This window comes from Corynebacterium sp. LK10, assembly GCF_008042455.1.
Lineage (GTDB): Bacteria > Actinomycetota > Actinomycetes > Mycobacteriales > Mycobacteriaceae > Corynebacterium > Corynebacterium jeikeium_D.
In genome coordinates, this window is the sequence record NZ_NOVT01000002.1 from 172405 (window position 1) to 196465 (window position 24061).

Sequence of the window (24061 nt, forward strand, 5' to 3'; positions counted from 1 at the left end):
GCGGAGTCGATTGGACGGGTTGGGTAAGGTTATTTTCATGGCTAGGGGAAGAATTCCGGACTCCGACATCGCGGCAATCCGCGAACGGACTCCGATTGAGGAGATCGTTGCAGAATACGTGAACCTCAAACCGGCTGGCGCGGATTCTCTGAAAGGGCTATCGCCTTTTAAAGACGAGCGCACGCCGTCGTTCCACGTACGCCCCAATCATGGCTACTACCACTGCTTTTCCACCGGCAAGGGCGGTGATGTATTCAGCTTCCTCATGGAGATGGAACACCTGTCTTTCCCGGAGGCTGTCGAAGCCTGTGCGGAGAAAATTGGCTTCCACATTAACTATGAGGGCGGCGGCACGGGCCGTCGCGAGGAACCGGGAACCCGCCAGCGTCTCATCGCCGCAAACCGCGAGGCACAGAAGTTCTACCGCGAGCAGTTTTCGACTCCAGCGGCAGCGCCCGCTCGCGAGTTTCTGGAAAATCGTGGCTTCACCGCCGAGCACGCGGCCCAGTTCGGCTGTGGCTACTCGCCGGCCGGCTGGGATACTCTAACCAAGCACCTGCAGCGCCTGGGCTTTAGTTTCGAGGAGCTGGACAAGGCGGGGCTTTCCAAGATGGGGCGGATGGGGCCAATCGATCGTTTCCACCGCCGTCTCATGTGGCCGATTCGCAATATGTCCGGCGATGTCATCGGCTTTGGTGCCCGCAAGCTTTTTGACGATGACAACTTGGGCAAGTACATGAACACGCCTGAAACCATGCTGTACAAGAAGTCCAAGGTGCTCTTCGGCCTGGATCTGGCAAAGAAGGACATTGCCGCTGGTCATCAGGCTGTGATTGTGGAGGGCTACACCGACGTCATGGCCATGCACGCCTCAGGCGTGACCACAGCCGTCGCGTCCTGTGGTACCGCTTTCGGCGAGGAACACCTCCAGCTGCTGCGCCGTCTCATGCTCGATGACAACTTCTTCCGCGGCGAACTCATCTACACCTTCGACGGCGACGAGGCGGGGCAGAAGGCCGCCATGCGCGCCTTCGAGGGCGAGCAGAATTTCACCGGCCAGTCCTACGTCGCGGTCGCGCCGGACGGCATGGATCCGTGCGATCTGCGCCAGAAGAAGGGCGAGGCCGCAGTGCGCGATCTCGTCGCTTCACGACGGCCATTGATCGAATTTGTCCTCCGCACGCTTCTGGCCGACTATGACCTGACCACCGCTAATGGCAGGGTCTCCGGGTTGCGCCGCGTGGTGCCTGTCCTGGCCCAGCTCAAGGACGCGGCGCTGCGCGATGAGTATGCCCGCGAAGTTGCCGGCTGGATCGGCTGGAATGATGAGGCCGAGCTGGTGCAGCGCGTCCGCGAGGAGGCCAGTCGGCCACAGAATGAAAAGCGCACCCCCTACCAGCGTCGCCAAGAAGAGGCCCGTGCCCGTGAAGAGGCGGAGGAAGCGCGGCGCCGGCGCAACCCGGCACTGCCGTATCCAAATCCGCGGGACCCTGTGCTCTATGCGCAGCGTGAGGCCCTCAAGCTGGCAATTCAGGAGCCCGCCACCACCGGTCCGGTATTCGATGCGCTCGCACCCGAGACCTTTGGGCATCCGACCTACCGGGCGGTATTCGACGCCATCATGGCTGCAGGTGGTGCCTGTGGGGAAGCGGCCACGCAGCCACATAGTTGGGCGACCGCAATTATGGATCAGGCGCGGGAGGACGTCGTCAAGCATCTCGTGACTGAGCTGGGCGTGGAGCAAATCGCCGTCGATGCGGAGACGCTGCGCCCGTATGCGCAGGCGATTCTGGCGCGACTGCAGGAAGTGTGGGTCGGTGACCAGATTGCACAGCTGAAAGCGATGCTCTCGCGAATGCGCCCCTCAGACGACGAAACCGCCTACAACTCGCTGTTCGCGGACCTGCTCGCGATGGAACAGTACCGCCGCGAACTGCAAGCAGAGGCGGTCAAGGTTGTATTTGAGTAGCTAGTGGCTAGTAGCCGCGGCGAATCCACTCTTCCAAGTGCGGAGCCTCGCGACCAATCGTTGTGTGGTCGCCATGACCCGTGCGGACAGTCGTTTCCGCAGGCAGAGTCAGCAAGTTGTCGCGGATGGAGTTAATAATCGTGTCGAAATCCGAGTAGGACCGACCGGTTGCTCCCGGACCGCCGGAAAACAGCGTGTCACCAGAGAACAGCTCCGCGGCCTCCGGCACGTACAGACAGCACGAGCCAGGGGAGTGTCCCGGAGTGTTAATAATGACAACCTCCGTGCCTGCAATCTCCAGGCGCTGACCATGCGCGAGGTCCTCGTGCGCCAGGTTCGGCCAGGACTGCTCCCACAGCATCTGGTCGCCCGGGTGGACCAGCAGGGGAGCGTCGAGCTTTTCCTGCAGCTCAGGTGCCACAGTGATGTGGTCGTTGTGTGCGTGGGTGCATACGATGGCCTTTACCTTGCGGCCATCCACCGCATCAATAATCGGCTGCGCCTCATGCGCCGCATCGATGACAATGACCTCACGGTCATCGCCGAGCACCCATACGTTGTTGTCTACGTCCCACGTGCCACCGTCGAGCGAGAATGTGCCCGACGTGAGAACCTGGTCGACCCTCAAATCCTTGTTCACAGCGTCACCACCGATCGCAGTACCTTACCGGCCTTCATAGTGTCGAAGGCCTCATCAACATCCTCAATGCCAATGCGCTCCGTTACGAAGCCCTCCAACGGCAGGCGGTTTTGTAACGACAGATCTACCAGCATCGGGAAGTCCCGCTCCGGCAGGCAGTCGCCGTACCAGGACGACTTCAGCGCACCACCGCGGCTAAACACATCCGCCAGCGGGATGTCCAGCTCCATCGTCGGCGCCGGAACACCGACCAGCACAACACGTCCAGCCAGGTCACGGGCGTAGAACGCCTGCTTGTAGGTTTCCGGACGGCCGACCGCATCAATCACGACATCAGCACCGAAACCGTCGGTCAGCTCACGCACTCGCTTAACGACGGGATCCTCTTCCCCGGTGCCCTTATCGCTCTTAGCCAGCTCCGCAGAGTTAATGGTCTCGGTCGCGCCGAATTCGCGGGCGGTATCCAGCTTCTCGTCCGAGATGTCGATGGCAATAATCTTGCTAGCGCCGGCCAGCTTGGCACCGGCGATAGCGGCCGTACCAACGCCACCGCAGCCGATGACGGCTACCGATTCACCGCGCTTAACCTCGCCGGTGTTAATAGCCGCACCGATGCCGGCCATGACACCGCAGCCCAGCAGGCCCGCAACGGCCGGATCGGCTGCCGAATCGACCTTGGTGCACTGGCCCTCGTGGACGAGGGTGGCATCCGCAAAAGCGCCGATTCCAAGTGCCGGGGTGAGGACGGTGCCGTCGGCAAGCGTCATGGGCTTGGAGGCGTTGAAAGTGCTAAAGCAGTACTGTGGCTCACCGCGCTTGCAGGCGCGGCACTCGCCACAGACGGCGCGCCAATTGAGGACAACGAAATCGCCGACGGCAACATGCGTGACCTCTTCGCCAATCTCGGAGACCACGCCTGCGGCCTCGTGGCCGAGGAAGAACGGGTACTCGTCGGTGATATCGCCGTCGCGGTAAGCCAGGTCTGTATGGCAGACGCCGCAGGCCTGGATGTCGACAATGACATCGTTCGGGCCCGGGGACGGGATGTGGATATCAGTAAGTTCTACAGGTGCGCCTTTTTCGCGGGCGATAACGCCGCGCACAACGCGTGCGGTTTGCTCGGTGTTTTCGGTTCCGTTGGTTTGTTCAGACATAAGCCCCATCGTATGAGCGCGGTATGAAAAGTGCATGATGGAAAGCGTTTTCAGTACTGCTGGGGGCTTCGTTGGGCTGTGTGAGATTGCGTGGATTGCACGGATTGCACGGATTGTGTGGATTGCACGGATTGTGTGGTTTCAAGAACTCACAACAATGTCATGGCCGATGGGTATGAGATGCCTAAATTAACCTTTGACCTGGCGATTTGTGAGTTTCAAGGGGGCTGGGTAAAGTATCTATCCGTCGCAAGGAACGGCGTGGCCGAAATATGGTTTAGCTGGTTCTTGGCGGTGAGTATTCCTCCATAGCTCAATGGCAGAGCATTCGACTGTTAATCGAAGGGTTGCTGGTTCGAGTCCAGCTGGAGGAGCAATTAGGCCAGGTCAGGGAGTTTTTCTCTGGCCTGGTTTTTTATTCGCAGTGTTAATCCACTAAAACAATCATTAAATATTCGGGCCAAAGGACAAAATTCGTGTCTTTCCCCGACGCGCCCCGGCTGGTTATTGAGGGATTGGGCCGTGGGAGTGAGCGGTCTATTTTCTATTCCGCCACTTATGGCCAAGTTTCGGGGTCTTGTCGATGGTGTCGGTGACTTGTCGATGGTTTTTCGGCACTTATGCGCACGGTATTGGCTGGGTTTCTCACATGTCGATGAGGTATTCACTTATGGCCACGCTCCAGCGCATCGATAGGTGAATACCTTGGCCACAAGTCGCTGGAGTCTTGGGCCAGAGCGCTGGAGCCGAAAGCTTGCCACTTACTCGCCACTTATGCGGGGGTTCTAGAATCCCAATAGCGCAATGACAAGTGAAGAGGAGCCATCACGGCATCGCGGCAGCACGCCACGTATGGCTCGAAGATGACGTATGGCTCGACAGTAACGTTTGGCTCTGTATACGCGACCATATGTACACATTGGCGCAACAGGTCACTTTTGGGCCATAGGCGGACAGTTAAGCCATAAATGGACAGGCGCATAGGAGGCGATGGAGCACTTTTTTTTTGGGGGGGGGCACAAAGCTGCCCGAGCTAGCCAGTACCTGAGTACTTAGAGACGTGGGCGCTATGAGTTCCCCAGCCGAAGCCGCAGGTGGCGCGGTTGGGCTGGGGCGCGGGGACCGTCGTAAAGCTAAAGGTTAGACCTGATCTAGGAGGTCCCAGAGTGTCGAACTGTGGATAATCTGCAGGTCGTGGGCTTCGGGCTCGACGTTGATGTGGCCGGGCGTGAGCGTCACGGACGAATGCGTGTGACCGTGAACGATGCCGGTCCAACGATTAGCGTGCGGAGCCCAGCGGACGGCATTCTTGGACGCGGTCCGATCCATCAGCGCGGGGTAGTGGTTGACGAGATAGGCCTTCTTGCCCTGTTTAATCTGGAGATTCAGGCTGATGAGGTCAAAGACATTCTGGAAGGCGCCCATCCATTCCATCTGCACCGCAGGCTGGAACTTGGGGTGAATCTGATTGTGGTTACCAGGAGTCAGAATCATGGTGAGGTTGCGCGCTGACTTGACCTCGGCCAGCTTCTCCAGCGCGTAGGTATCTTCGTGAACCGAAATATGGGTTAAGTAGCAAAAAGTGTGTCTGGTCGGCGTTTCGCCGGTGGGCACCTTTTTCCGTTTAGTCCCAATGCGAGTTACTGACCACGTTTATGACTGGTGGCGTTGGGCCGATCCGAGTTACTGACTGCGGTTATGTCAAAAATGGCCCGGAAAATGGCTTGAAAGTGTCATAAGCTCGCACAGTTTCACATTTGCAGCCCGTAAATTTTCGGGTTGTCAGCTTTTCTACTTAGCCCACTCTATGCTCGGAGGGTTTTGCGCCTGTGAGCGTAACTCGATTCTCCGTTGGAGGGGGGGAGAGAGTCGGTCACGCTGCAGGTCATCTCACGTAACCTGGGACGCATGAGGCTCGACAATATAACCCGCCCCTTGCTGGCGTCCTTTTTCGCCGCGGTCGCGTGGAGTGTTTTGGGTGGGCTAATCTTGCCGGAGCCCAATCTCGCCTACGACGAAGGAATTGCGTCGTGGATCGTGTCCATGCTGGTCTCAGTAATGCTGGTCGGAGCAATAGCTGTTTTTGCCGGTGATCGTTCGTCGGTCCGGGGGATGACCAGCGCGCGGAGCATTGTCGCAGCAGCTACCGGCGCAGGAATTGCTGCGCTTGGCGATTTGGCATTCCTATTTCTCACCACGCCGCCCGATGGCCAGGACGGCCTGGTCGTCGCCTATGTCGTGTTCTTCTACATCCCGCTACTATTTATCGGCGGATGGGCCGCCAGTGCCACGATTAAACGGGTGTGTAGGTGGCGCCGGAAAGCGAAGAAAGAAAGAGAGACCTAGCTGGCGGCCGTGAGCTAGGCCTCTAAATTTGGAGTCGCCAGCGCCTGGTGCGTCCGGTTAAGGCCGACCATTGCAACCTGCCGGGTGCGGAGGGCGTTTTTTCGGGGGGCAGAGGCAGTTGTCGACACCTTCATCGGACGTGAATCGGAATCGACAAACCGCCTAGCCCCAAGTGGGCGGATTCTTAGAACAGGCCAGTCGGGTTCTCGTCGTAAGAGACGAGCATGCACTTGGTCTCCTGGTAGTGCTCGAGCATCATCAAGTGATTCTCGCGGCCGATACCGGACTGCTTGTAACCGCCGAAGGCTGCGTGAGCAGGGTAGCTGTGGTAGTTATTCACCCACACACGGCCAGCCTGGATGCCGCGGGCAGCGCGGTAGGCGTTATTCTGGTTGCGGCTCCACACGCCGGCGCCAAGACCGTAGATAGTGTCGTTGGCAATCTCGAGAGCCTCATCCAGAGTCTTGAAGGTTGTCACGGCCAGGACCGGGCCGAAAATCTCCTCGCGGAAGAAACGCATCGAGTTGTTGCCCCTAAAGATTGTCGGCTCGACGTAGTAGCCTCCCTCCAGCCCTTCGAGCTTGGCGACGTTGCCGCCGGTGAGAACCTCCGCGCCCTCCTTCGGCCCGGACTCCAAGTAGCCGGAGATTTTGTCCAGCTGCTCCTGGGAGGCCTGGGCGCCCATCTGTACCGACGTATCCAGCGGGTTGCCGGTCTTAATCTGCTTAACGCGCTCGACCGCGAGCTTCAGGAACTCATCAGCGATGTCTTCGTGGACCAGGGCTCGCGACGGGCAGGTGCAGACCTCGCCCTGGTTCAACGCGAACATGGCCAGGCCCTCAATGCACTTCTCGCGGAACGCATCGTCGGCGTCCATGACGTCGGGGAAGAAGATGGACGGGGACTTGCCGCCGAGCTCCAGCGTGATCGGAATAATCTTGTCGGACACTGCCTTGTTGATTAGCTGGCCCACGGCAGTCGATCCGGTGAACGCAATTTTGGAGATCCGGTCGCTTGCGGTCAGCGCAGCACCGGCCTCGGTGCCGAGGCCATTGACGATGTTGAGAACGCCGTCCGGAAGCAAATCGGCGATAATCTCGGTGAGCATGAGAATCGACGCGGGGGTCTGCTCTGCTGGCTTGAGCACGATGCAGTTGCCGGCGGCGAGGGCCGGGGCGATCTTCCATGCGGCCATCAGGAGGGGGAAGTTCCACGGGATAATCTGGCCGACGACGCCGAGTGGCTCGTGGAAGTGGTAGGCGACCGTGTTGTCGTCAATCTGTGAGATGCGCCCCTCCTGCGTGCGGGTGGCCCCGGCGAAGTAGCGGAAGTGGTCGATTGCGAGCGGGATGTCAGCGGCGAGGGTCTCGCGAATGGCCTTGCCGTTCTCCCAGGTCTCGGCGACGGCAATCTTCTCAAGGTTTTCCTCCAGACGGTCCGCGATGCGGTGGAGGATCAGCGCCCGCTCGGCCGCAGGAACCGAGGCCCAGGAGTCCTTCGCCTTGTGCGCGGCGTCGAGAGCGAGCTCAATGTCTTTCTCGTTAGACCGCGGAACCCGGCAGAAAACCTCGCCCGTAACCGGGGTGGAGTTGTCCATGTATTGCCCGTTTACTGGAGGTGTCCACTTACCATCGATGAAATTTTCGTACTGCTCCTTGTACGTGAAGATTGCATCGGGGGTGCCGGGGTTGGCGTAAACAGTCATGTAGACACGTCCTTTCTATAGGGAAACAACAAACGTATGAGCCAACTTTAAATTGTGACTCGTGTCATAATCAACACTTATTTTTTCATCGCTTTTGCGAGAGATGCGATTGCTGCCGACCCTAAATCTGCCCCGACGTCGCCGTGAGAAATTCCAAAATTGCCCGCACACGGCGGTTTTCCTCGCCGGGCTCCAGATGCAGCTTCATAAAGATGTTGGACACGTGTTTCGCCACCGCCGCCCCGGAAAGCACGAGGTCATCGGCAATCTGCTTATTGGACTTGCCGCGTGCCATCAGCTCGAGCACTTCGCGTTCGCGCGCCGTTAAACTGGCTAGCCCCGATTTGCCGGACTGCATCAATGCCGTCGCCACATCAGGGTCAATCACCACGCCACCACCTGCGACGACCTCGAGCGAACCCAAGAAGTCCAGCACCTGGCCAACGCGGTCTTTGAGCAGATACCCGGTCCCGCCACTCGAGCTGCTGCCACTTGAGCCGGCCCCAGTACCAACCCCAGCACCTCCCGGCGAGAACAACTCACGCGCATACGCCGGCGCCACATACTGCGACAGCACCATGACATTCAGCTGCGGATAACGCTCGCGCAGTTCCACTGCGGCCCGCAGGCCGTCGTCACTCATCTTCGGAGGCATGCGCACATCGGTAATCACCAGGTCTGGCAGCTCGCCCGAGTCGTCAAACCGGTCATCGATGTCCGCCACCAGACCGTGCGCAGTGTCGACCATCGCAATCACTTCATGTCCGCGCTTTTCGACGAGCCCCGCGACTCCTTCCCGCAGGAGTGCCGAGTCATCCGCAATGACAATTTTCATTATTTCGCCGCACCTTTCTTCTCCACGCTTTCCATATCCATGCCTTCTATTTCTCCAATGCCCGATTCCCAGCGATTTAGCATCAAGGGAATTCTGGCTATTACCTGCGTTGGCCCGCCTTCGGGAGAGTGCATGGTCATCGCACCGTCAAAAGTGGCCAGGCGCTCTTTCATGCCCCGCAATCCGCGCCCCAATTTTGCCCCACCTGGGCCTTGGTCCGTAATTGAAATATTCAGTGTTTGATCTGAGGTGAGCAGCACAGAAACAGGAGCATTCGGCGCATATTTTGCTGCATTTGTCAGCACTTCTGCACAGAAAAAATATGCCGCGGCGAGCACGCTTTCCTCCAATTCCGGCAGCGGATAGGGAGTGTGTACAACAACGTGAGGGCCATATCCTTCAGCAATTTCCTCAACAGCCGCTTGCAGTCCGCGATCGCGCAACACCTGCGGATGGATGCCATGGACTGTTCGCCGCAAGGCCCGCAGGCCATCCTCCAAATGGCCGCGCGTTTCCGACAGGAGCTGCATTAGTTCCTCATTGCCAGTATTGGAGGCCTCTAATTCCGCAAGTCCTAATTTCATTGAAGCCGCAACAATGTATTGCTGAGCTCCGTCGTGGAGGTCATTTTCAATGCGGCGACGTTCAATCTCAAAGGCTTCGGCAATTGTTCGTCGTGAAGCGGTAAGTTCGGCGATGCGGGCGGCGGCGGATTCCTCGTAGCTGCGTTTATGCGCTTTTTCGCGACGGTTCGCGCCGATATATTTGCGGAAATAATCCTTCAGCTCCATAGTTTCCCATGGTACGAAAGCTCTGTGTGCGGAGGAATTAATTTCCGGCATGGTAGACCTAGCACTACCGCAAAAGGAAAGTGGGCACGGTGTTGAAATCGCCTCCGTGCGAGTGAAATGAGTGCCATGACAGAGAACAACAGCCCCAGAAACGCACGACTTTGTATCCGCGACATCACCAAGTCCTACAATTCCGCTCCCGTTCTCACCGGCATTTCGCTGACCATTGAGCCCGGCGAAACGGTTGCAGTCATGGGACCGTCAGGTTCTGGTAAGTCCACGCTGCTGCACTGCATGTCCGGCGTTTTGCTACCGGACGACGGCGACGTCATCTTCGGTGACACAAAGATCAGTTCGCTTTCCGACGCCGACCGCTCCGCCCTCCGCCTGCACGACTTCGGCTTCGTTTTCCAAGATGGCCAGCTCCTTCCCGAGCTGACTGCCAGGGAAAACGTTGCTCTGCCAATGATTCTGCAGGGCAAGAAGCGCTCGAAGTCACTCGCGCTTGCCGACGATGTCCTCAACCGCCTGGGGCTCAAGGACCTCACGCGCCGTCGCCCAGGACAGATGTCCGGCGGTCAAGCACAACGTGTGGCAATTGCCCGCGCGATGGCCGGCGAGCCAGGTGTCATCTTCGCCGATGAGCCGACTGGCGCGCTGGACCAGTCCACAGGCCATGAGGTCATGCAGCAGCTCACCGCGTTGGTGGAGCAGACTGGCACGACATTGGTGATGGTCACGCACGATGTGAAGGTGGCCGACTGGTGTCGTCGACGTGTGGAGATCCGCGATGGCCTGATTCACGACGACCGCATGCTGGCAGGAGCGGAGGTTACAAAGTGAGCACCGTAACTGAAGCAACAAAACCCCAGAGAATTCCTACCGGCGCACTAGCGGACTTGAGCACGCGGCTGCAGCGCGCCGGGCGTGAATCCCATTCGGGAAACGGCTGGCTGTCCGCATTGTCCGTGGTGGCCATGACCGTGAGTACCTGGTTGGCGTTGGTCGTCGTCGGTGGCACGGCGATGTTTTACCGCCGTTGGCAGGCTGAGCCAAAGCTGCCGCCGAACCCAACACCCGAGGATTACATGAATCAAGGTCAGGGCGAGATGTACCTGCAGCTGGCACTCGTGGCCTGTGTTTTTGTGATTCCGGCAATGGTTTCGCTCGTGGCACAGTCGGCGGTGCTTGGCGCTGCAGGACGTGAGCAGCGATTGGCAACTCTGCGCTTGATTGGTCTGTCTAACGGGGCAGTTACGCGCATGGTGATTATCGAAACCCTCGTATTGGCAGCTGTAGGGCTTGTCGTGGGCACGTTGTTGTCGGTGGCCACTGCGCCATTCTGGGCGATAATCAAGTTCGACAATGACTACCTGGATACCTGGGACATGTTGCTGCCCTGGTGGGGCTACCCGCTGGTCTGGGTTGCCGTGGTGCTCCTCGCGCTCTATGCGGCTGTGGTTGGTTTGCGAAGGGTGATGATTTCACCACTCGGCGTTAGCCGCAAGGAAGTGCCCAAGTCGATGAAGGCTTGGCGCATGATTGTGGCCGTTGTTATCGGTGCGATCGTCCTATACGTGATTGCCAACTCCAATATCGCGGGTGGAACCGTCACTGCCACGCTTGGTGTCGCAGCGATGATGTACCTGATGGTCTGGGCAATTGGCCTGGTGGCGCCTTTCTTTATCCAGCTTGTTGCCCGCATCTCCAGCTTCTTCGGTACTTCAAGTGATTTTGTGGCGACGCGACGAGTCGCGACTAACGCTAAGGAATCGTGGCGTCGAGTAAGTTCCATGGCCTTCCTGTCTCTGCTGCTTGGCTACACAATGATGGTGCCTGGCGAAGACAAGATTGAAGAGGTTGCAGATGTCACATTCGCGCACGATATTGCAACCGGTGTGACTATCACTTTCGTAATCGGTTTCATTCTGTTGCTGGTGTCAACGCTTTTGACTCAGGCCTCAGCCGTCTATGAAGAGGCATCGCTGACAAAGGCGCTGGACTTCATCGGGACGCCAATCAGCTTCCACCGCACGGTCACTTTCAAGCAGACATTCTTTCCCATGCTTGCGACCAGCATCTTCGGCTTTGTTATGGGTGCGCTGTTGGGAGCCACCATGTTCGGCCCGATTGCGAACGAAATCACGTTTGGTCAACGCTCACTTGTTGTTGCGCTGGCGTACCTCGTGGGAGTTGTATCAGTTGGCGCTGTGACCTTGGCGGTTGATCCGCTTCGCCACAAGTTGCTGGGTCGACAGATTCGCCATAACGACTAGTCGCCATTAAAAGGGCAGTGGAGTGGCCGGGCAGTGGTGCTCGGTGCTCGGCCAGTTCCTTAGGGTTCAACTTGAGGATTAGAGCCTGTAACCAACTGTGGTTCATCTGATAACCAAGCATTCATCTCACAACCACGTAATTTCTACCTCTGACTTTTAGCCTGAGGGCATGCGTACCTACGTGCTTGATACCTCGGTCCTGCTGTCCGATCCCCACGCCACCAAGAAGTTCGATGAGCACCAAGTTGTGCTTCCGCTGGTCGTGGTGAGTGAGTTGGAGGCCAAGCGCCACCACCCAGAGCTGGGGTGGTTCGCCCGAGAAGCGCTCCGTTTCCTCGAAGAGCTGCGTTACCGCTACGGCCACCTGGACCGGCCTGTGCCCGCCAATGATCTTGGCGGGTTTATGCATATTGAGCTCAACCACTCCGATCCCTCCATCCTTCCCGCAGGCTTCCGCACCGCCGAAAACGATCACCGCATTCTCGCTTGCGCCCTTAATCTTCAGCACGATGGACATGATGTCGTGCTGGTCACCAAGGACATTCCGCTTCGCGTCAAGGCTGGTGCGGTCGGCTTGCTTGCCGACGATTACCGCGCCCAGGACGTCGTTCTGACTGGGTACTCGGGAATGGTGGAAGTAGACGTCGACCCGGAGGAAATTGATCGTCTCTTCGCCAATGGGTTCCTTGAGCTCGAGCAGATCCAGGATCAGCCGCTGCACTGCGGCGTGCAGCTCAGCGCTGGTAGCCAGTCTGCGCTGGCACGGGTGAGCGCCCCGGGCGTCGTCAAGCTTGTGCGGGGCGATACGGAGGCGTTTGGCCTGAAGGGGCGGTCGGCGGAGCAGCGTGTGGCGCTTGACCTGCTGTTGGATGACTCGGTGGGGATTGTGTCCCTCGGCGGCCGAGCCGGTACGGGTAAGTCGGCGCTTGCGCTGTGCGCGGGACTGGAGTCGGTGCTGGAGCGCGGACTGCATCGCCGGATTGTGGTGTTCCGTCCGCTCTACGCGGTAGGTGGTCAGAACCTTGGCTACCTGCCAGGTAGTGAGGACGAAAAGATGAACCCGTGGGCGCAGGCTGTTTACGACACCCTGGAGGGATTGGTTTCAGACAACGTGATGGATGAGATTGCCTCGCGCGACATGCTGGAGGTACTGCCACTGACACACATTCGCGGTCGTAGCCTGCATGACAGCTTCGTGATTGTCGATGAGGCACAGTCGCTGGAGCGCAACGTACTGCTGACGGTGCTGTCGCGTCTTGGTAGCAATTCCCGAGTCATCCTTACGCACGATGTGGCGCAGCGTGACAACCTGCGCGTCGGCCGCCATGACGGCGTGCAGGCGGTGATTGAAAAACTCAAGGGCAACGAGCTTTTTGCACACATCACGCTGAAGCGCTCGGAGCGCTCGAAGATTGCGGAGCTCGTTACGGGACTACTCGATTAAGAGTAAGCTTGTGAGGCAGATACGTAGGAGCTGTTCCTGCGGTTACTTTCACTCGGATCGTTCGGCACGTACCTGCCGATGAAAGGTTTGTATTCACATGGCTACTGTGACTTTTGCTGATGCCACTCGCATTTACCCTGGTGCGACGAAGCCTTCTGTGGACAAGTTCAACTTGGAAATTGCCGATGGCGAGTTCCTGGTTCTGGTGGGCCCCTCCGGTTGTGGTAAGTCCACAACACTGCGCATGCTTGCCGGTCTGGAAGAGGTCAATGAGGGCAAGATTTTCATTGGAGATCGTGATGTGACCAATGTCTCGCCCAAGGATCGCGATATTGCGATGGTCTTCCAGAACTACGCCCTGTACCCGCATATGACGGTGCGCGAGAACATGGGCTTCGCGCTCAAGATTGCTGGTGTGGACAAGGACGAGATTGACCGTCGTGTCGAAGAAGCTGCGAAGACCCTGGATCTAACTCAGTTCCTGGATCGTAAGCCTAAGGCTCTATCCGGTGGTCAGCGTCAGCGTGTGGCAATGGGGCGTGCGATTGTGCGCAAGCCGCAGGTGTTCCTGATGGACGAGCCGTTGTCGAACCTGGACGCGAAGCTGCGTGTTCTAACCCGTACTCAGATTGCGGCCATGCAGCGTCGGATGGGTGTGACCACCATGTATGTCACCCACGACCAGACTGAGGCGCTGACCATGGGCGACCGCATCGCGGTCATTAACTTCGGTGTTCTGCAGCAGGTCGGTACCCCGCGGGAACTCTACGAAACCCCGGCAAACGAATTCGTCGCGGGCTTCATTGGCTCGCCTGCGATGAACCTGGGCACGTTCAACGTCTCTAATGGTTACGCCACGTTGGGTGAGGCCAAGATTAAGCTGCCGGAAGCCACACTTGCTGCAATCGTGCCGGAGGATCAGAACCAGATTATCGTGGGCTTCCGTCCGGAGGCATTCGACCTGGTCGAGGGGCCGGGCGATGACGTCATTCCGGTGCAGGTTAACTTGGTCGAGGAATTGGGCTCCGATGCATTCATGTATGGCGATCTCGTCGGTGGCGGAGCATTGAGCTCCGGATCTTCCTCTAACCCGGACGAAGAGGAACACGGTCAGGTGGTTATTCGTACCGCCCCGCGCACCGCGCCGCAGTTGGGCTCGGTAGTTTACGGCAAGATTCGTCCGGGCATGCTGCACCTGTTCTCGAAGTCGACTGGTATGCGCCTTCCGGCCTAAACTCTTTCGTTTAGATGAAATGAGTAGCTGGTAGGGCAGTGGGACAGTAAGACAGTTTTAGGAGCCACCGTGTCGGAAACTATGAAAATAGCCGCGACAACGGTGGCTTCAAAGCTTTTGCGCCTTCCTTGGCATATACCTCTGGAACAGTGGCCAGACGATTTGTTGGCCGCCCTACCTCAGGGAATTTCGCGGCACATTGTTCGATTCGTCAACTTGGATGACCGCGTCATTGCAGTGAAAGAAATTGGTGAGTTCACTGCTCATCATGAGTATCGAATGCTGCGTGACCTGGTCAGGCTCGGTGCTCCATCGGTTCGCCCGCTCGCGGTCATTACTGGCCGCAAGGATCCAGATGGCGAACCGTTAACTGCGGCACTCGTCACAGAACATCTCGAGTATTCGCTGCCGTATCGTGCAGTTTTTTCTCAACAGGTCACCCGCGAAACTGTGGTCCGCCTGATTGACTCGCTGGTAGTCCTGCTAGTTCGGTTACATCTCCTTGGTTTTTACTGGGGCGACGTGTCACTGTCGAACACATTGTTTCGTCGTGACGCAGACGCTTTCTCCGCCTACCTTGTCGACGCGGAAACGGGAGATTTGCAAGGCACACTCTCAGATTCCCGCAGGCTTTACGACGTTGACGTTGCCCATACCAACATCATCGGAGAGCTCATGGATCTGCAGGCCGGCGGATTCCTCGATCCTGAGTTGGACGTAATTGCGGTGGGTAGGCGCATTATTGAGCGTTATGAGGACTTGTGGCAAGAGCTGACGGGGGAAGAATCTATTGGTGTTGAGGAGCCTTGGCTTGTCGATGAGCGGATTCGCAGGCTCAACGACCTCGGTTTCGATGTTGGCGAGCTGAAAGTCACCAGTGATGGTGGCCGTGTTGTGTTCCGACCACGAGTGGTTGACGCAGGGCATCACCATCGGCAGTTAATGCGACTGACGGGGTTGGATGTTCAAGAACGGCAAGCGAGGCGGATGCTCAATAGTATGCAGACCTTTCGGTTGGCGGAAGGTCTTGAAGGGGTTCCGCTAGAGCAGGTTGCGCACCGATGGCTGCGTGAAGTTTTCGAGGCCACAATTCTGGCTGTGCCCGAGGGGCTGCGTGGAAGGCTGCAGGATGCGCAGGTTTTCCACGAGGTCTTGGAGCATCGCTGGTACATGGCAGAAAAACGCCGTGCGGATGTGCCGCTTCAAGAAGCGGTGCAGAGCTACGTGGATCGAGTGTTGCCCGGGCATCGCGACGAGTCCGTATATCTTCCCGCGAGCGATGAGGTCGAGTAGCTCTCTAGAAGCAGACTGTCGAGCGTACGATTATTTCAAAAGTGACAAGTAAACGACCCGCCAGAATATTATAAAAATATACATTCAGGCCAAACAGGGGTGCTTTTGGTGGTCGGGTGGTTGTCGGGTCTGCGTGTGATTGTCGCGGCCAGGTGCTTACTTTGGTGCCGGTAGGCGGCTCTGTTCAGCGAAAACAGCTCGAAAACAGCTCAAATTCTAGGTGTGCTTTCGAGAGCTTTTGCTATTTTTCTCCTTTGCATTTGTTCACAGCTGGCTGAAGGCCAACCTAAATTGGTTTTGGTCAAGTAAGATTTTGGTGAGATCGAATACCCGCGTGGGTGGCGTCGAAGTTCGCATGAAAGGCTACTTCTAGCCGCAGGGCGGGATAATCCAATTAGGCCACGGCTGCTGGCAAATATTCGTCCGAATTGCTCGGAGGATGCCATTGAAGTGGCCTTTCTTCTCAAGGGAGAAAACATAGTGAAGAACTTCAAGCGCCTTTCAGCTCTGTGTGCAGCAGGCCTGATGGCAACCGCTGGTTTGGTTGCGTGCTCGAGTGATGATGCGGTTGCAGATGGTGGTGTCTACTTCCTTAACTTCAAGCCGGAGCAGGATGCCGCATATCAGAAGATTGCGAAGGCATACACTGACAAGACTGGTGTCCAGGTCAAGGTCGTTACTGCAGCTTCGAATTCCTATGAGCAAACTCTGAAGGCCGAGATTGGTAAAAAGGACGCGCCAACACTGTTCCAAGTCAATGGTCCGGCGGGCCTGCGTACTTGGCAGGAATACATGGCAGACATGTCTGACACTGAGATCGCACAAAACCTCAACGAGGGCATCGAGCCGCTGAAGGGCGAGGACGGCAAGGTATACGGCGTCCCGTTTGCAGTCGAGGGGTTTGGCCTGATCTATAACGAAGAGATCATGGACAAGTACTTCGCGCTGCCCGATGCCAAGGCCAAGAGCATCGACGAGATTAAGGCCTTCGGAAAGCTGAAGGAAGTTGCTGAGGACATGCAGGCCAAGAAGGACAAGCTGGGGATTTCCGGCACCTTCGCTTCCACCTCGCTCGCATCCGGTGAGGATTGGCGCTGGCAGACACACTTGGCCAACGGACCGGTTCATTATGAATTCGAGGACCTTGGCACCAAGGAAACCGCTGATGTGAAGTTCAAGTACAACAAGGAGTTCAAGAACCTCTTTGATCTGTACCTGAATAACTCCACTGTCGAAAAGACTCTGGCCCCGTCGAAGGCTGTGTCCGACTCGATGGCGGAATTCGCCCAGGGCAAGGCCGCTATGGTTCAGAATGGCAACTGGGCATGGTCCCAGATCAACGATGTCTCCGGCAACGTGGTCAAGCAGGACAAGATTAAGTTCATGCCTATGTACATGGGCCTGAAGGACGAGGATAAGACCGGCATCTCGGTTGGTACTGAGAACTACCTGACGGTCAACTCCAAGGCTTCGGAGGCTTCCCAAAAGGCAACGAAGGACTTCGTCAATTGGCTGTTCAACACCGATGAGGGCAAGAAGTACGTCGTCGAGGATCTCGGATTCATCGCTCCGTTCCAGAACTTCACTGAAGCCGACACTCCGAATGACCCGCTAGCCAAGGAAGTGGCCGCAGCAATTGAGAACGAGGACCTGACCACCATCCCGTGGGACTTCCAGTACTTCCCGTCGCAGCAGTTCAAGGATGATTTTGGCGCAGCGCTGGCGCAGTACGCTTCCGGAAAGATGCCGTGGGACAAGGTTGTCGAGACTTTCGCCGACAGCTGGAATGCGGAATCTCCGAACAATTAAATACCAGCAAATCAATGGTGATCCATTCCATCGGTGAGTGTGAAGCGAAAGCTTCTCGCGCATGAACAACCGACGGAATGAGTTCATCCAATGGCAAGGCGGAGCTCGGGGCTCGGTGACCTGTTAAACCGGTCTCGAGGCACCAGGCTCCGCCTTTAGCTTTAGGAGCGGTGTTGTAGATGCAAGCAACATTGAAAAAGTATTTCCCAATTTTCGTGCTACCCACGCTGATTGCCTTTGCAATCGCGTTCTTGGTGCCGTTCGTTATCGGTTTCTTCCTATCATTTACTGACTTCACAACCATCACTAATGCGCAGTGGGTTGGTATCGAGAACTACCAGAAGGCCTTTAGTGAGCGCGAGGGCTTCGTCGCTTCCTTCGGATTCACTCTCATGGTGGTTGTTGTTTCCATCATTACTGTGAACTTGTTCGCGTTCTGGATCGCATGGATTCTGACGCGCAAGCTGAAGGGCACGAACTTCTTCCGCACAGTCTTCTTCATGCCGAACCTCATCGGTGGCATCGTGCTCGGTTACACCTGGCAGTCGATGATTAACGCAGTGCTGGCATCGTACGGTACGACAATCGTGTCCGACTGGAAGTTCGGTTACGCCGGTCTGATCATCCTCATCAACTGGCAGCTGGTCGGTTACATGATGATTATCTATATTGCCGGTTTGCAGAATGTCCCGCCGGAGCTCATCGAAGCTGCGGAGATTGATGGCGCTGGACGCTGGGAGATCCTGCGGCACGTTACTATCCCGATGGTCATGCCATCGATTACCATTTGCCTCTTCTTGACCCTGTCGAACACTTTCAAACTCTTCGACCAAAACTTGGCCCTGACCAATGGTGCGCCGGGTTCAGAGACAGAAATGGTTGCTCTGAACATCGTCAACACCATGTTTAACCGAATTGGTGTGGAGGGCGTTGGTCAAGCCAAGGCAGTAATTTTCGTCGTCGTGGTCGTAGCGATCGCGATGCTGCAGCTGCGTGCTACTCGCAGCAAGGAAGTGGAGGCATAAATGTCTGTCGACGCTGCAATGACCACTGAAACGGCCACCAAGCTCCCCAAGGCCAAGCCCGCTAAGCAGGACGAGGCCAAGGTGGGAGGCGTATCTAAGGTCATCATCTACGCGATTCTGGTGTTTTTGACCGTCGTGTTCTTGGGGCCAATCGCGTTCATTATCTTCAACTCGTTCAAGTCCAAGTTCGCAATTTCAGATAACCCCTTCCAGCTGCCACTAGGTGACATGTGGGTCGGGTTCGAAAACTACGCCGTCGGCCTGATGAAGGAGGGCTTCGGCTGGGCGATCGTGTGGTCCTTTGTCATCACGATCCTCTCGGTTATTGCGATTGTGTTCTTCTCTGCGATGACGGCTTACTACATTACGCGAGTGAAGACGTGGTGGACCTCGCTGCTGTATTACCTGTTTGTGTTCTCGATGGTCATCCCGTTCCAGATGGTGATGTTCCCGACCGTCAAGATCGCCGACATGCTGCATTTGAACAACCCAATCGGCATTGTGGTTCTCTACTTGGGCTTTGGCTCCGGCTTGTCGGTCTTCATGTTTGCCGGCTTCATCAAGTCCATCCCGATTGACATCGAGGAAGCCGCGATGATTGATGGCGCATCTCCGATGCAGAACTACTTCCGCATCGTTTTGCCCATGCTCAAGCCGACTGCAGTGACAGTCGCCATTCTGAACGCAATGTGGGTATGGAACGACTACCTGCTGCCGTACCTGGTCATCGGCTTGTCCACTAAGTACAAGACCATCCCGGTCGTCGTGCAGAGCTTCGTTGGTTCCAACGGTAACCGTGACCTTGGCGCGATGATGGCAATGCTGGTGCTCGCAATCATTCCGATTGTGATCTTCTACGTCGCCACCCAGAAGCACATTATCGAGGGTGTTGCTGCGGGTGCCGTTAAGGGATAGCTGCCTAAGCGTTAGCGCATAGGACGCCAAGCACCGCGTTTTACGAAAGCGAAAGCCTCAACCGCGTAGGTTGAGGCTTTCGTCTGTTAATCAGCCTTTATTAGGATATGAACCCGTGGATAGATTTTTCAGCACCGATACAAAGTTCTACGCAGCCTGGTCGCTGTTAGCAGACCTTGTAATCATCAACCTGCTGATGATCGTCGCATCCATCCCGATAGTCACTGCAGGCGCCGCAACTCGCGCTGGGGTAGTGGTCGCTCGCGATATGGTCCGTGACGAAGGCTCAAGGCCCGTACAGCGCTTCTTGCGCGCACTGCTGGACAATTGGCGCACACCAACCGTGTGGTGGCTATTCACCGTGGTTCTCGCCGGAGCCATTGGCTATGAGTTTTACGTTATTTCCCGCGCGGACCTCGGCACTGTCGGCCTAATCTTCGCCGCAGGAGTTACCTCCGGGGCGCTAATACTGCTGGGAATTACCGCGTGGGTCTACTCGCTGTGCTCGCTTTCCGACGGTCACTCGTCGCTCCGCCGAACCCTGGCAACGGCCACCAGCATGACCGTCAAAAACCTGCCGCGGACTGCGCTCGCAGTATTGGCGCTTCTCATCGTGCCCGCGGCCATATTCTTTTTCCCGGCGAAAATCTACGCGATTGCTACCTATGTCTTCCTCATCGGGTACGCGTTGAGTTGGTACTTGGTGATGCTGGCGCTTGAGCCCGTTCTGCCAGACAATGCTGGGTAGGTTCTCCCGCTGGCCCCACTGGCACTGACTTAATCGGTGCCAGCTCGCACACCAGGCCGCTGACGACCCTTAGCCCGCGTACTCTTTCACAGGGGGAAAATCCTCCGCCTCGACCATCTCCAGCAGTTTTTCGCGACGTGCAAAAGCGGAGCATGCGCCGACCGCCTGTACAGCTGCTGCGCCTGCTGCGGTGGCCAGGGGGACGGCGTCGTAAAGCGAGGTGCCCTTAGCCAGTTCCGCGGTGAGCGTGCCGACGAACGCATCACCGGAGCCAGTGCCGTCGACAATCTTCTCCTCTGGCAGCTTGAGCGCGGGGTGCTCGTAGATTGTCGGCTCGTCGTCGAGACCGTCGGAGTGCTGTGCGAAGAGACAGCCGTGGTCGCCCCGGAGCATGACGACACTGGGGCAGTACTGCAGAAGCGCCTCGAGCTGTGCGCGGTAGTCGGTAGCGCGGATTCCTTCGGCGATGTCCAGGCGACGGATTGTTTCCCAGGCGCCCTTCATGTTGACGATCAGCGGATCTGCATGGTCAATCAGGGCAGGTGTAACGGTTACGACCGGATTGAGGTTCAGCACCAGTCGCGCGCTGTACATGGATGCGACGGACGCGATGGCCTCAGTTGCTTCCGGAAGTAGCTCGCCCTGCGCGAGCACGACATCCGCTGATGCGAACTCGTCGACGAAATCGGTGGGGTCGGTTAGCGCATCGGCACCGCGCTGGACAAAAATCACCGGGCGACCCTTGCGGTTCGTTGCGACGAAAGCGCTGCCGGTCGGCAAATCCCAGGACGTCTGAATGGAGTGGACATCTACGCCGTGTGCGTTGAGTTCCTCGACCACGAAATCCGCTGCGCGGTCCTCACCAACCGTACCGGCCATGATCGCACGGACGCCGTCATAAGCGATAGCAACGGCCTGGTTAGCGCCCTTGCCGCCCAGCATATTCGTGCCGTCATCAACGATGAGCGTGCCACCTTCTGCGGGGACACTATCGACCTGTACCAAGGTATCTAGGTGGATAGATCCACATACAACAACTGTTGGATTCTCATTCAGGTCAGGAATCGGCTGCATAAAAATAAAGGATAGTCGGGAATTCAAATCCGTGTTGGCGGCCCGAGTTTACAGCCGTCAGAGCCCGCGAATCGATGCCCTACAATCGATGGCTATGGCAAAACTGTACTTCCGCTACGGAACCATGAACAGCGGAAAATCCATCGAGGTCCTCCGCGTCGCCCACAACTACCGCGAGCGCGATATGCGGCCGTTGATCGCCAAGCCGGCCGTGGATACTTTGGCTGACGGCGACGTGCACTCCCGCATCGGAATCGCGGAACGCGCGCACCTCATCCACGATGGCGATGACCTCTCCTCGCTTGCCGACGGCTACGATTGTCTAATCATCGATGAGGCACAGTTTCTTACCCCTGACCAGGTCGATCAGTTGCTGGGAATTACCCTTCGCGGTACTCCGGTGCTCTGCTACGGTCTGCGTACCGACTTTCGCACGCATGCCTTCCCAGGCTCCCAGCGCTTGCTCGAAGTTGCCCACACCATTGAGGAAATTAAGACAATTTGCACCTGTGGGCAGAAGGCCATCTTTACTGCACGGTTGAATCCGGACGGCAGCATTATCCTCGACGGCGAAACCGTGGAAATTGAGGCACTCGAAGCGCCGAAGTACATCTCCCTGTGCGCCAGCTGTTACAACCGGATGTCGGGTAAATGGGCGTGAGGTGAGCCCGGAGTTTTTAGTGCCCCCACCAGGGCTCGAACCTGGGACAAAAGGATTATGAGTCCTCTGCTCTAACCGACTGAGCTATAGGGGCAAGGATTGGGCATTGTGAAGTGACAATTAAGCACTATGAACCAGTGCCCAAAACCTCATAGCATCATAGCAATCTGCCACCGTGCGGTGATAAAAGCCCTATACCCAGCGGGTTCGGCTGCCATTGCGTGGGTTCAATGAAGCTAAGTGTTTCCGTGTCGACGAAGGTAATCCCCGTTCTCAACGAAGCTGATCTTTCCGCAAAGTTACGACTTTCGGTTGATGAATCAGTGCTTGGACACTTCTAGCATTAGTCCTATGAGTACAAAACCTTCCTTGAGCAGCGCCGACGTCTCAGTCGACGCACAAACCGGTGCCACAGCGAAAGCGAAGGGCACCCCCGTCATGGCAATCGCCAACGAGGATCAGATTGCTGAGTTCGGGGCCTCGCCACAGCGGTGGTGGGGGTTGCTCGTGCTCGCGGTTGGCCTCGGCATGATTGTCCTGGACGGCACCATCGTTGGTGTTTCATTGCCGACCATCATTTCGGAGCTGGGCCTTGACATCGTGGGCGCGCAGTGGATTACCACGATCTACTCGGTCGTTTTCGCCGCACTACTCCTGACCTCTGGCCGCGCTGGCGACCGCTTCGGCCGTCGAACGCTTTTTCTCGTCGGTCTGGTCATCTTCACGGTCGGCTCCGTCGTGGCCGCACTTTCCACAGCCTTGGCGCCACTGGTCATTGCCCGCGTCATCCAAGGCATTGGTGGCGCGTGCATTCTGCCATCAACACTGTCCAGCGTGAACGCACTATTCCGTGATAAAGATCGTGCCACCGCATTCGGCATCTGGGGTGCGGTCATGTCTGGTGCTGCAGCAGTCGGCCCACTCCTGGGTGGCGTGCTTACGCAGTTTGCTGGTTGGGAAGCTATCTTCTGGGTCAACGTGCCCATCGCCGTCGTGCTTTTCGTCCTTGCGCTGCGCTGGGTGCCGAACACCGCAGGCGATACCAATGGCGCGGGTCGCTTCGATGTCCTTGGCCTGGTGTTGTCTGGAATTGGCTTTGGTGCCGTGGTCTTCGGCATCATTCAAGGCGCCAAGATAGGGTTTGCTTTTCCCTCCGCACCCGTCGTCACGCTCTTAGTTGGTGCGGTGGTGCTTGTCGCTTTCGTGCTGTGGGAAAACAGTCGTCGGAAGAACGCGGATCCTGCGCTGTTGGACGTGTCGATGTTCTCCTACGCCACGTTCAGCTGGGGGAATACCACGGCGATGCTTGTCGCGGTGGGTGAGTTCGCGCTGGTCTTCGTGCTGCCGCTCTACCTGGTGTCGGCGATTGGCTTATCGACGATCGCAACCGGCCTGGTCCTGGCAGCAATGGCTCTCGGTGCGTTCTTCGCAGGTGCCATGGCGCGTCATCTGGCAGCTCGGATTACCCCGGCCGGTGTGGTGATTGTGGGCCTTGGTCTCGAGGTCTTTGGTTCGCTGCAGTTGGCGGCCGAAGAGCGCGTTGACCTGCCGCTGTGGCTGGTTGTGTTTGCATTGATTGTCTACGGTCTGGGTCTTGGTCTGGCATCGGCGCAGCTGACCTCGTTGGTGCTTGGTGATATTCCGGTGCGGCTGTCGGGGCAGGCATCGGCAACGCAGTCGACGATTCGGCAGATTGGTTCGGCGCTCGGTGCTGCGCTCGGTGGTATGGCGCTGACGATTGGGCTGGATCGTGAGATCGCGAAGCTGTCGCCGGGCCTGGAGCAGATGGGGCAGGGGCTGAAGGATTCCGCCGGCTCGATGCTGATTGGTCTGCGTGCGCAGGGTGCTCCCGACGGTGTGTTGGTGCCGCTGACAAATGCGTTTGCACATGCCACGCAGTTTGCGCTGTATTCCGCTGTCGGCGCGTTGACTATTGGCTTCCTCTGCTCGCTGAAGGTACTGCAGTTGCGCAGGCAGGCTGAGAATGCGCAAGCAAGCTGAGAAATCGAATTAGCGATGTGGAATATTCGGGTGAGGGGCCGTGTTGGAAATTGGTGTCACAACATCAATCGTGGCAGTCTTATCGTTTGTCTCTTAACCGGACTTGCTAGATAGAAATGACCAACATGAAAATGCTCACAA

At 57.3% G+C, this 24061-nt stretch carries 20 protein-coding genes and 2 tRNA genes; 14 read left to right on the forward strand and 8 right to left on the reverse strand.

Annotated elements, in window-relative coordinates; translation table 11 throughout:
• Nucleotides 1-37 precede the first annotated feature (37 nt).
• Nucleotides 38-1969, forward strand: a complete 1932-nt coding sequence (dnaG, locus tag CHU70_RS00810) for a DNA primase (RefSeq protein WP_080969560.1) — start codon at nucleotides 38-40, stop codon at nucleotides 1967-1969.
• Between the two features lie 7 nt (nucleotides 1970-1976).
• Here dnaG and CHU70_RS00815 read toward each other — a convergent pair whose 3' ends face one another.
• Together CHU70_RS00815 and CHU70_RS00820 are read right to left on the reverse strand one after the other, a co-directional pair.
• Complete coding sequence (locus tag CHU70_RS00815) at nucleotides 1977-2609, reverse strand: MBL fold metallo-hydrolase (RefSeq protein ID WP_147719352.1); 633 nt, start codon at nucleotides 2607-2609, stop codon at nucleotides 1977-1979.
• Nucleotides 2606-3763, reverse strand: coding sequence for an S-(hydroxymethyl)mycothiol dehydrogenase (locus CHU70_RS00820; protein ID WP_147719353.1), 1158 nt, complete (start codon nucleotides 3761-3763; stop codon nucleotides 2606-2608). The genes CHU70_RS00815 and CHU70_RS00820 overlap by 4 nt, the downstream gene beginning before the upstream one ends.
• A 302-nt stretch (nucleotides 3764-4065) precedes the next feature.
• On the opposite strand from CHU70_RS00820, the gene CHU70_RS00825 reads away from it, so the two are divergent.
• A tRNA-Asn gene (locus CHU70_RS00825) sits at nucleotides 4066-4137 on the forward strand.
• A 766-nt stretch (nucleotides 4138-4903) separates the two neighbouring features.
• On the opposite strand, the gene CHU70_RS00830 is transcribed toward CHU70_RS00825, so the two are convergent.
• Nucleotides 4904-5377 (reverse strand): hypothetical protein, encoded by a 474-nt coding sequence (locus CHU70_RS00830; protein WP_147719354.1) that lies wholly within the window; start codon nucleotides 5375-5377, stop codon nucleotides 4904-4906.
• Between the two features lie 294 nt (nucleotides 5378-5671).
• Between CHU70_RS00830 and CHU70_RS00835 the strand changes: the two genes are divergently transcribed.
• On the forward strand, nucleotides 5672-6109 hold the full coding sequence (locus tag CHU70_RS00835) for a hypothetical protein (RefSeq protein WP_049189609.1): 438 nt from the start codon (nucleotides 5672-5674) through the stop codon (nucleotides 6107-6109).
• A gap of 184 nt (nucleotides 6110-6293) precedes the next feature.
• On the opposite strand, the gene CHU70_RS00840 is transcribed toward CHU70_RS00835, so the two are convergent.
• The 3 genes from CHU70_RS00840 to CHU70_RS00850 form a co-directional block, all read right to left on the reverse strand.
• Nucleotides 6294-7814, reverse strand: a complete 1521-nt coding sequence (locus CHU70_RS00840) for an aldehyde dehydrogenase family protein (protein ID WP_147719355.1) — start codon at nucleotides 7812-7814, stop codon at nucleotides 6294-6296.
• Between the two features lie 121 nt (nucleotides 7815-7935).
• Nucleotides 7936-8649 (reverse strand): response regulator transcription factor, encoded by a 714-nt coding sequence (locus CHU70_RS00845; protein ID WP_049170138.1) that lies wholly within the window; start codon nucleotides 8647-8649, stop codon nucleotides 7936-7938.
• Nucleotides 8649-9440 carry a sensor histidine kinase gene (locus CHU70_RS00850; RefSeq protein WP_083301589.1) on the reverse strand — a complete coding sequence of 264 codons (792 nt, stop codon included), beginning with the start codon at nucleotides 9438-9440 and terminating at the stop codon, nucleotides 8649-8651. Before CHU70_RS00850 ends, CHU70_RS00845 begins: the two co-directional genes overlap by 1 nt.
• Nucleotides 9441-9557: 117 nt before the next feature.
• Between CHU70_RS00850 and CHU70_RS00855 the strand changes: the two genes are divergently transcribed.
• From CHU70_RS00855 to CHU70_RS00895, 9 genes are all read left to right on the forward strand, one after another.
• Nucleotides 9558-10283 carry an ABC transporter ATP-binding protein gene (locus CHU70_RS00855; RefSeq protein ID WP_070546206.1) on the forward strand — a complete coding sequence of 242 codons (726 nt, stop codon included), beginning with the start codon at nucleotides 9558-9560 and terminating at the stop codon, nucleotides 10281-10283.
• The gene (locus CHU70_RS00860) at nucleotides 10280-11716 is read left to right on the forward strand and encodes an FtsX-like permease family protein (protein WP_070546208.1); all 1437 of its coding nucleotides are present in this window, start codon (nucleotides 10280-10282) and stop codon (nucleotides 11714-11716) included. The genes CHU70_RS00855 and CHU70_RS00860 overlap by 4 nt, the downstream gene beginning before the upstream one ends.
• Nucleotides 11717-11885: 169 nt before the next feature.
• Entirely contained in the window at nucleotides 11886-13160 is a 1275-nt protein-coding gene (locus CHU70_RS00865; RefSeq protein ID WP_147719356.1) for a PhoH family protein, read from the forward strand.
• Nucleotides 13161-13257: 97 nt separating this feature from the next.
• Entirely contained in the window at nucleotides 13258-14394 is a 1137-nt protein-coding gene (locus tag CHU70_RS00870; RefSeq protein WP_147719357.1) for an ABC transporter ATP-binding protein, read from the forward strand.
• An 81-nt stretch (nucleotides 14395-14475) separates the two neighbouring features.
• Nucleotides 14476-15687, forward strand: coding sequence for a DUF4032 domain-containing protein (locus tag CHU70_RS00875; protein WP_172620277.1), 1212 nt, complete (start codon nucleotides 14476-14478; stop codon nucleotides 15685-15687).
• 525 nt (nucleotides 15688-16212) lie between these two features.
• Nucleotides 16213-17496: an ABC transporter substrate-binding protein gene (locus tag CHU70_RS00880; RefSeq protein ID WP_088611979.1), complete on the forward strand. Its 1284-nt coding sequence runs from the start codon at nucleotides 16213-16215 to the stop codon at nucleotides 17494-17496.
• Nucleotides 17497-17675: 179 nt separating this feature from the next.
• Nucleotides 17676-18521, forward strand: coding sequence for a carbohydrate ABC transporter permease (locus CHU70_RS00885; protein WP_016423090.1), 846 nt, complete (start codon nucleotides 17676-17678; stop codon nucleotides 18519-18521).
• 18 nt (nucleotides 18522-18539) lie between these two features.
• Nucleotides 18540-19436 carry a carbohydrate ABC transporter permease gene (locus CHU70_RS00890; RefSeq protein WP_042389412.1) on the forward strand — a complete coding sequence of 299 codons (897 nt, stop codon included), beginning with the start codon at nucleotides 18540-18542 and terminating at the stop codon, nucleotides 19434-19436.
• Nucleotides 19437-19551: 115 nt separating this feature from the next.
• Complete coding sequence (locus CHU70_RS00895; protein ID WP_147719360.1) at nucleotides 19552-20184, forward strand: DUF624 domain-containing protein; 633 nt, start codon at nucleotides 19552-19554, stop codon at nucleotides 20182-20184.
• Between the two features lie 69 nt (nucleotides 20185-20253).
• On the opposite strand, the gene CHU70_RS00900 is transcribed toward CHU70_RS00895, so the two are convergent.
• The gene (locus CHU70_RS00900) at nucleotides 20254-21258 is read right to left on the reverse strand and encodes a PfkB family carbohydrate kinase (protein ID WP_069359224.1); all 1005 of its coding nucleotides are present in this window, start codon (nucleotides 21256-21258) and stop codon (nucleotides 20254-20256) included.
• 94 nt (nucleotides 21259-21352) lie between these two features.
• Here CHU70_RS00900 and CHU70_RS00905 point away from each other — a divergent pair, with 94 nt between their 5' ends.
• Nucleotides 21353-21919 (forward strand): thymidine kinase, encoded by a 567-nt coding sequence (locus CHU70_RS00905; RefSeq protein WP_048732776.1) that lies wholly within the window; start codon nucleotides 21353-21355, stop codon nucleotides 21917-21919.
• A gap of 20 nt (nucleotides 21920-21939) precedes the next feature.
• On the opposite strand, the gene CHU70_RS00910 is transcribed toward CHU70_RS00905, so the two are convergent.
• Nucleotides 21940-22013: transfer RNA gene (locus tag CHU70_RS00910), tRNA-Ile, on the reverse strand.
• A gap of 257 nt (nucleotides 22014-22270) precedes the next feature.
• On the opposite strand from CHU70_RS00910, the gene CHU70_RS00915 reads away from it, so the two are divergent.
• Nucleotides 22271-23920: a DHA2 family efflux MFS transporter permease subunit gene (locus tag CHU70_RS00915; RefSeq protein WP_080971454.1), complete on the forward strand. Its 1650-nt coding sequence runs from the start codon at nucleotides 22271-22273 to the stop codon at nucleotides 23918-23920.
• The last annotated feature ends 141 nt before the right edge of the window (nucleotides 23921-24061 follow it).

What these genes read in the sequence shown, in the direction of transcription:
- CHU70_RS00850 (WP_083301589.1), bottom strand. Translation starts at nt 9,440, where the DNA reads ATGGAGCTGAAGGATTATTTCCGCAAATATATCGGCGCGAACCGTCGC.
- CHU70_RS00885 (WP_016423090.1), top strand. Translation starts at nt 17,676, where the DNA reads ATGCAAGCAACATTGAAAAAGTATTTCCCAATTTTCGTGCTACCCACG.
- CHU70_RS00900 (WP_069359224.1), bottom strand. Translation starts at nt 21,258, where the DNA reads ATGCAGCCGATTCCTGACCTGAATGAGAATCCAACAGTTGTTGTATGT.
- CHU70_RS00820 (WP_147719353.1), bottom strand. Translation starts at nt 3,763, where the DNA reads ATGTCTGAACAAACCAACGGAACCGAAAACACCGAGCAAACCGCACGC.
- CHU70_RS00915 (WP_080971454.1), top strand. Translation starts at nt 22,271, where the DNA reads ATGAGTACAAAACCTTCCTTGAGCAGCGCCGACGTCTCAGTCGACGCA.
- CHU70_RS00865 (WP_147719356.1), top strand. Translation starts at nt 11,886, where the DNA reads ATGCGTACCTACGTGCTTGATACCTCGGTCCTGCTGTCCGATCCCCAC.
- CHU70_RS00905 (WP_048732776.1), top strand. Translation starts at nt 21,353, where the DNA reads ATGGCAAAACTGTACTTCCGCTACGGAACCATGAACAGCGGAAAATCC.
- CHU70_RS00835 (WP_049189609.1), top strand. Translation starts at nt 5,672, where the DNA reads ATGAGGCTCGACAATATAACCCGCCCCTTGCTGGCGTCCTTTTTCGCC.
- CHU70_RS00880 (WP_088611979.1), top strand. Translation starts at nt 16,213, where the DNA reads ATGGCAACCGCTGGTTTGGTTGCGTGCTCGAGTGATGATGCGGTTGCA.
- CHU70_RS00875 (WP_172620277.1), top strand. Translation starts at nt 14,476, where the DNA reads ATGAAAATAGCCGCGACAACGGTGGCTTCAAAGCTTTTGCGCCTTCCT.
- CHU70_RS00870 (WP_147719357.1), top strand. Translation starts at nt 13,258, where the DNA reads ATGGCTACTGTGACTTTTGCTGATGCCACTCGCATTTACCCTGGTGCG.
- CHU70_RS00890 (WP_042389412.1), top strand. Translation starts at nt 18,540, where the DNA reads ATGACCACTGAAACGGCCACCAAGCTCCCCAAGGCCAAGCCCGCTAAG.
- CHU70_RS00840 (WP_147719355.1), bottom strand. Translation starts at nt 7,814, where the DNA reads ATGACTGTTTACGCCAACCCCGGCACCCCCGATGCAATCTTCACGTAC.
- dnaG (WP_080969560.1), top strand. Translation starts at nt 38, where the DNA reads ATGGCTAGGGGAAGAATTCCGGACTCCGACATCGCGGCAATCCGCGAA.
- CHU70_RS00845 (WP_049170138.1), bottom strand. Translation starts at nt 8,649, where the DNA reads ATGAAAATTGTCATTGCGGATGACTCGGCACTCCTGCGGGAAGGAGTC.
- CHU70_RS00855 (WP_070546206.1), top strand. Translation starts at nt 9,558, where the DNA reads ATGAGTGCCATGACAGAGAACAACAGCCCCAGAAACGCACGACTTTGT.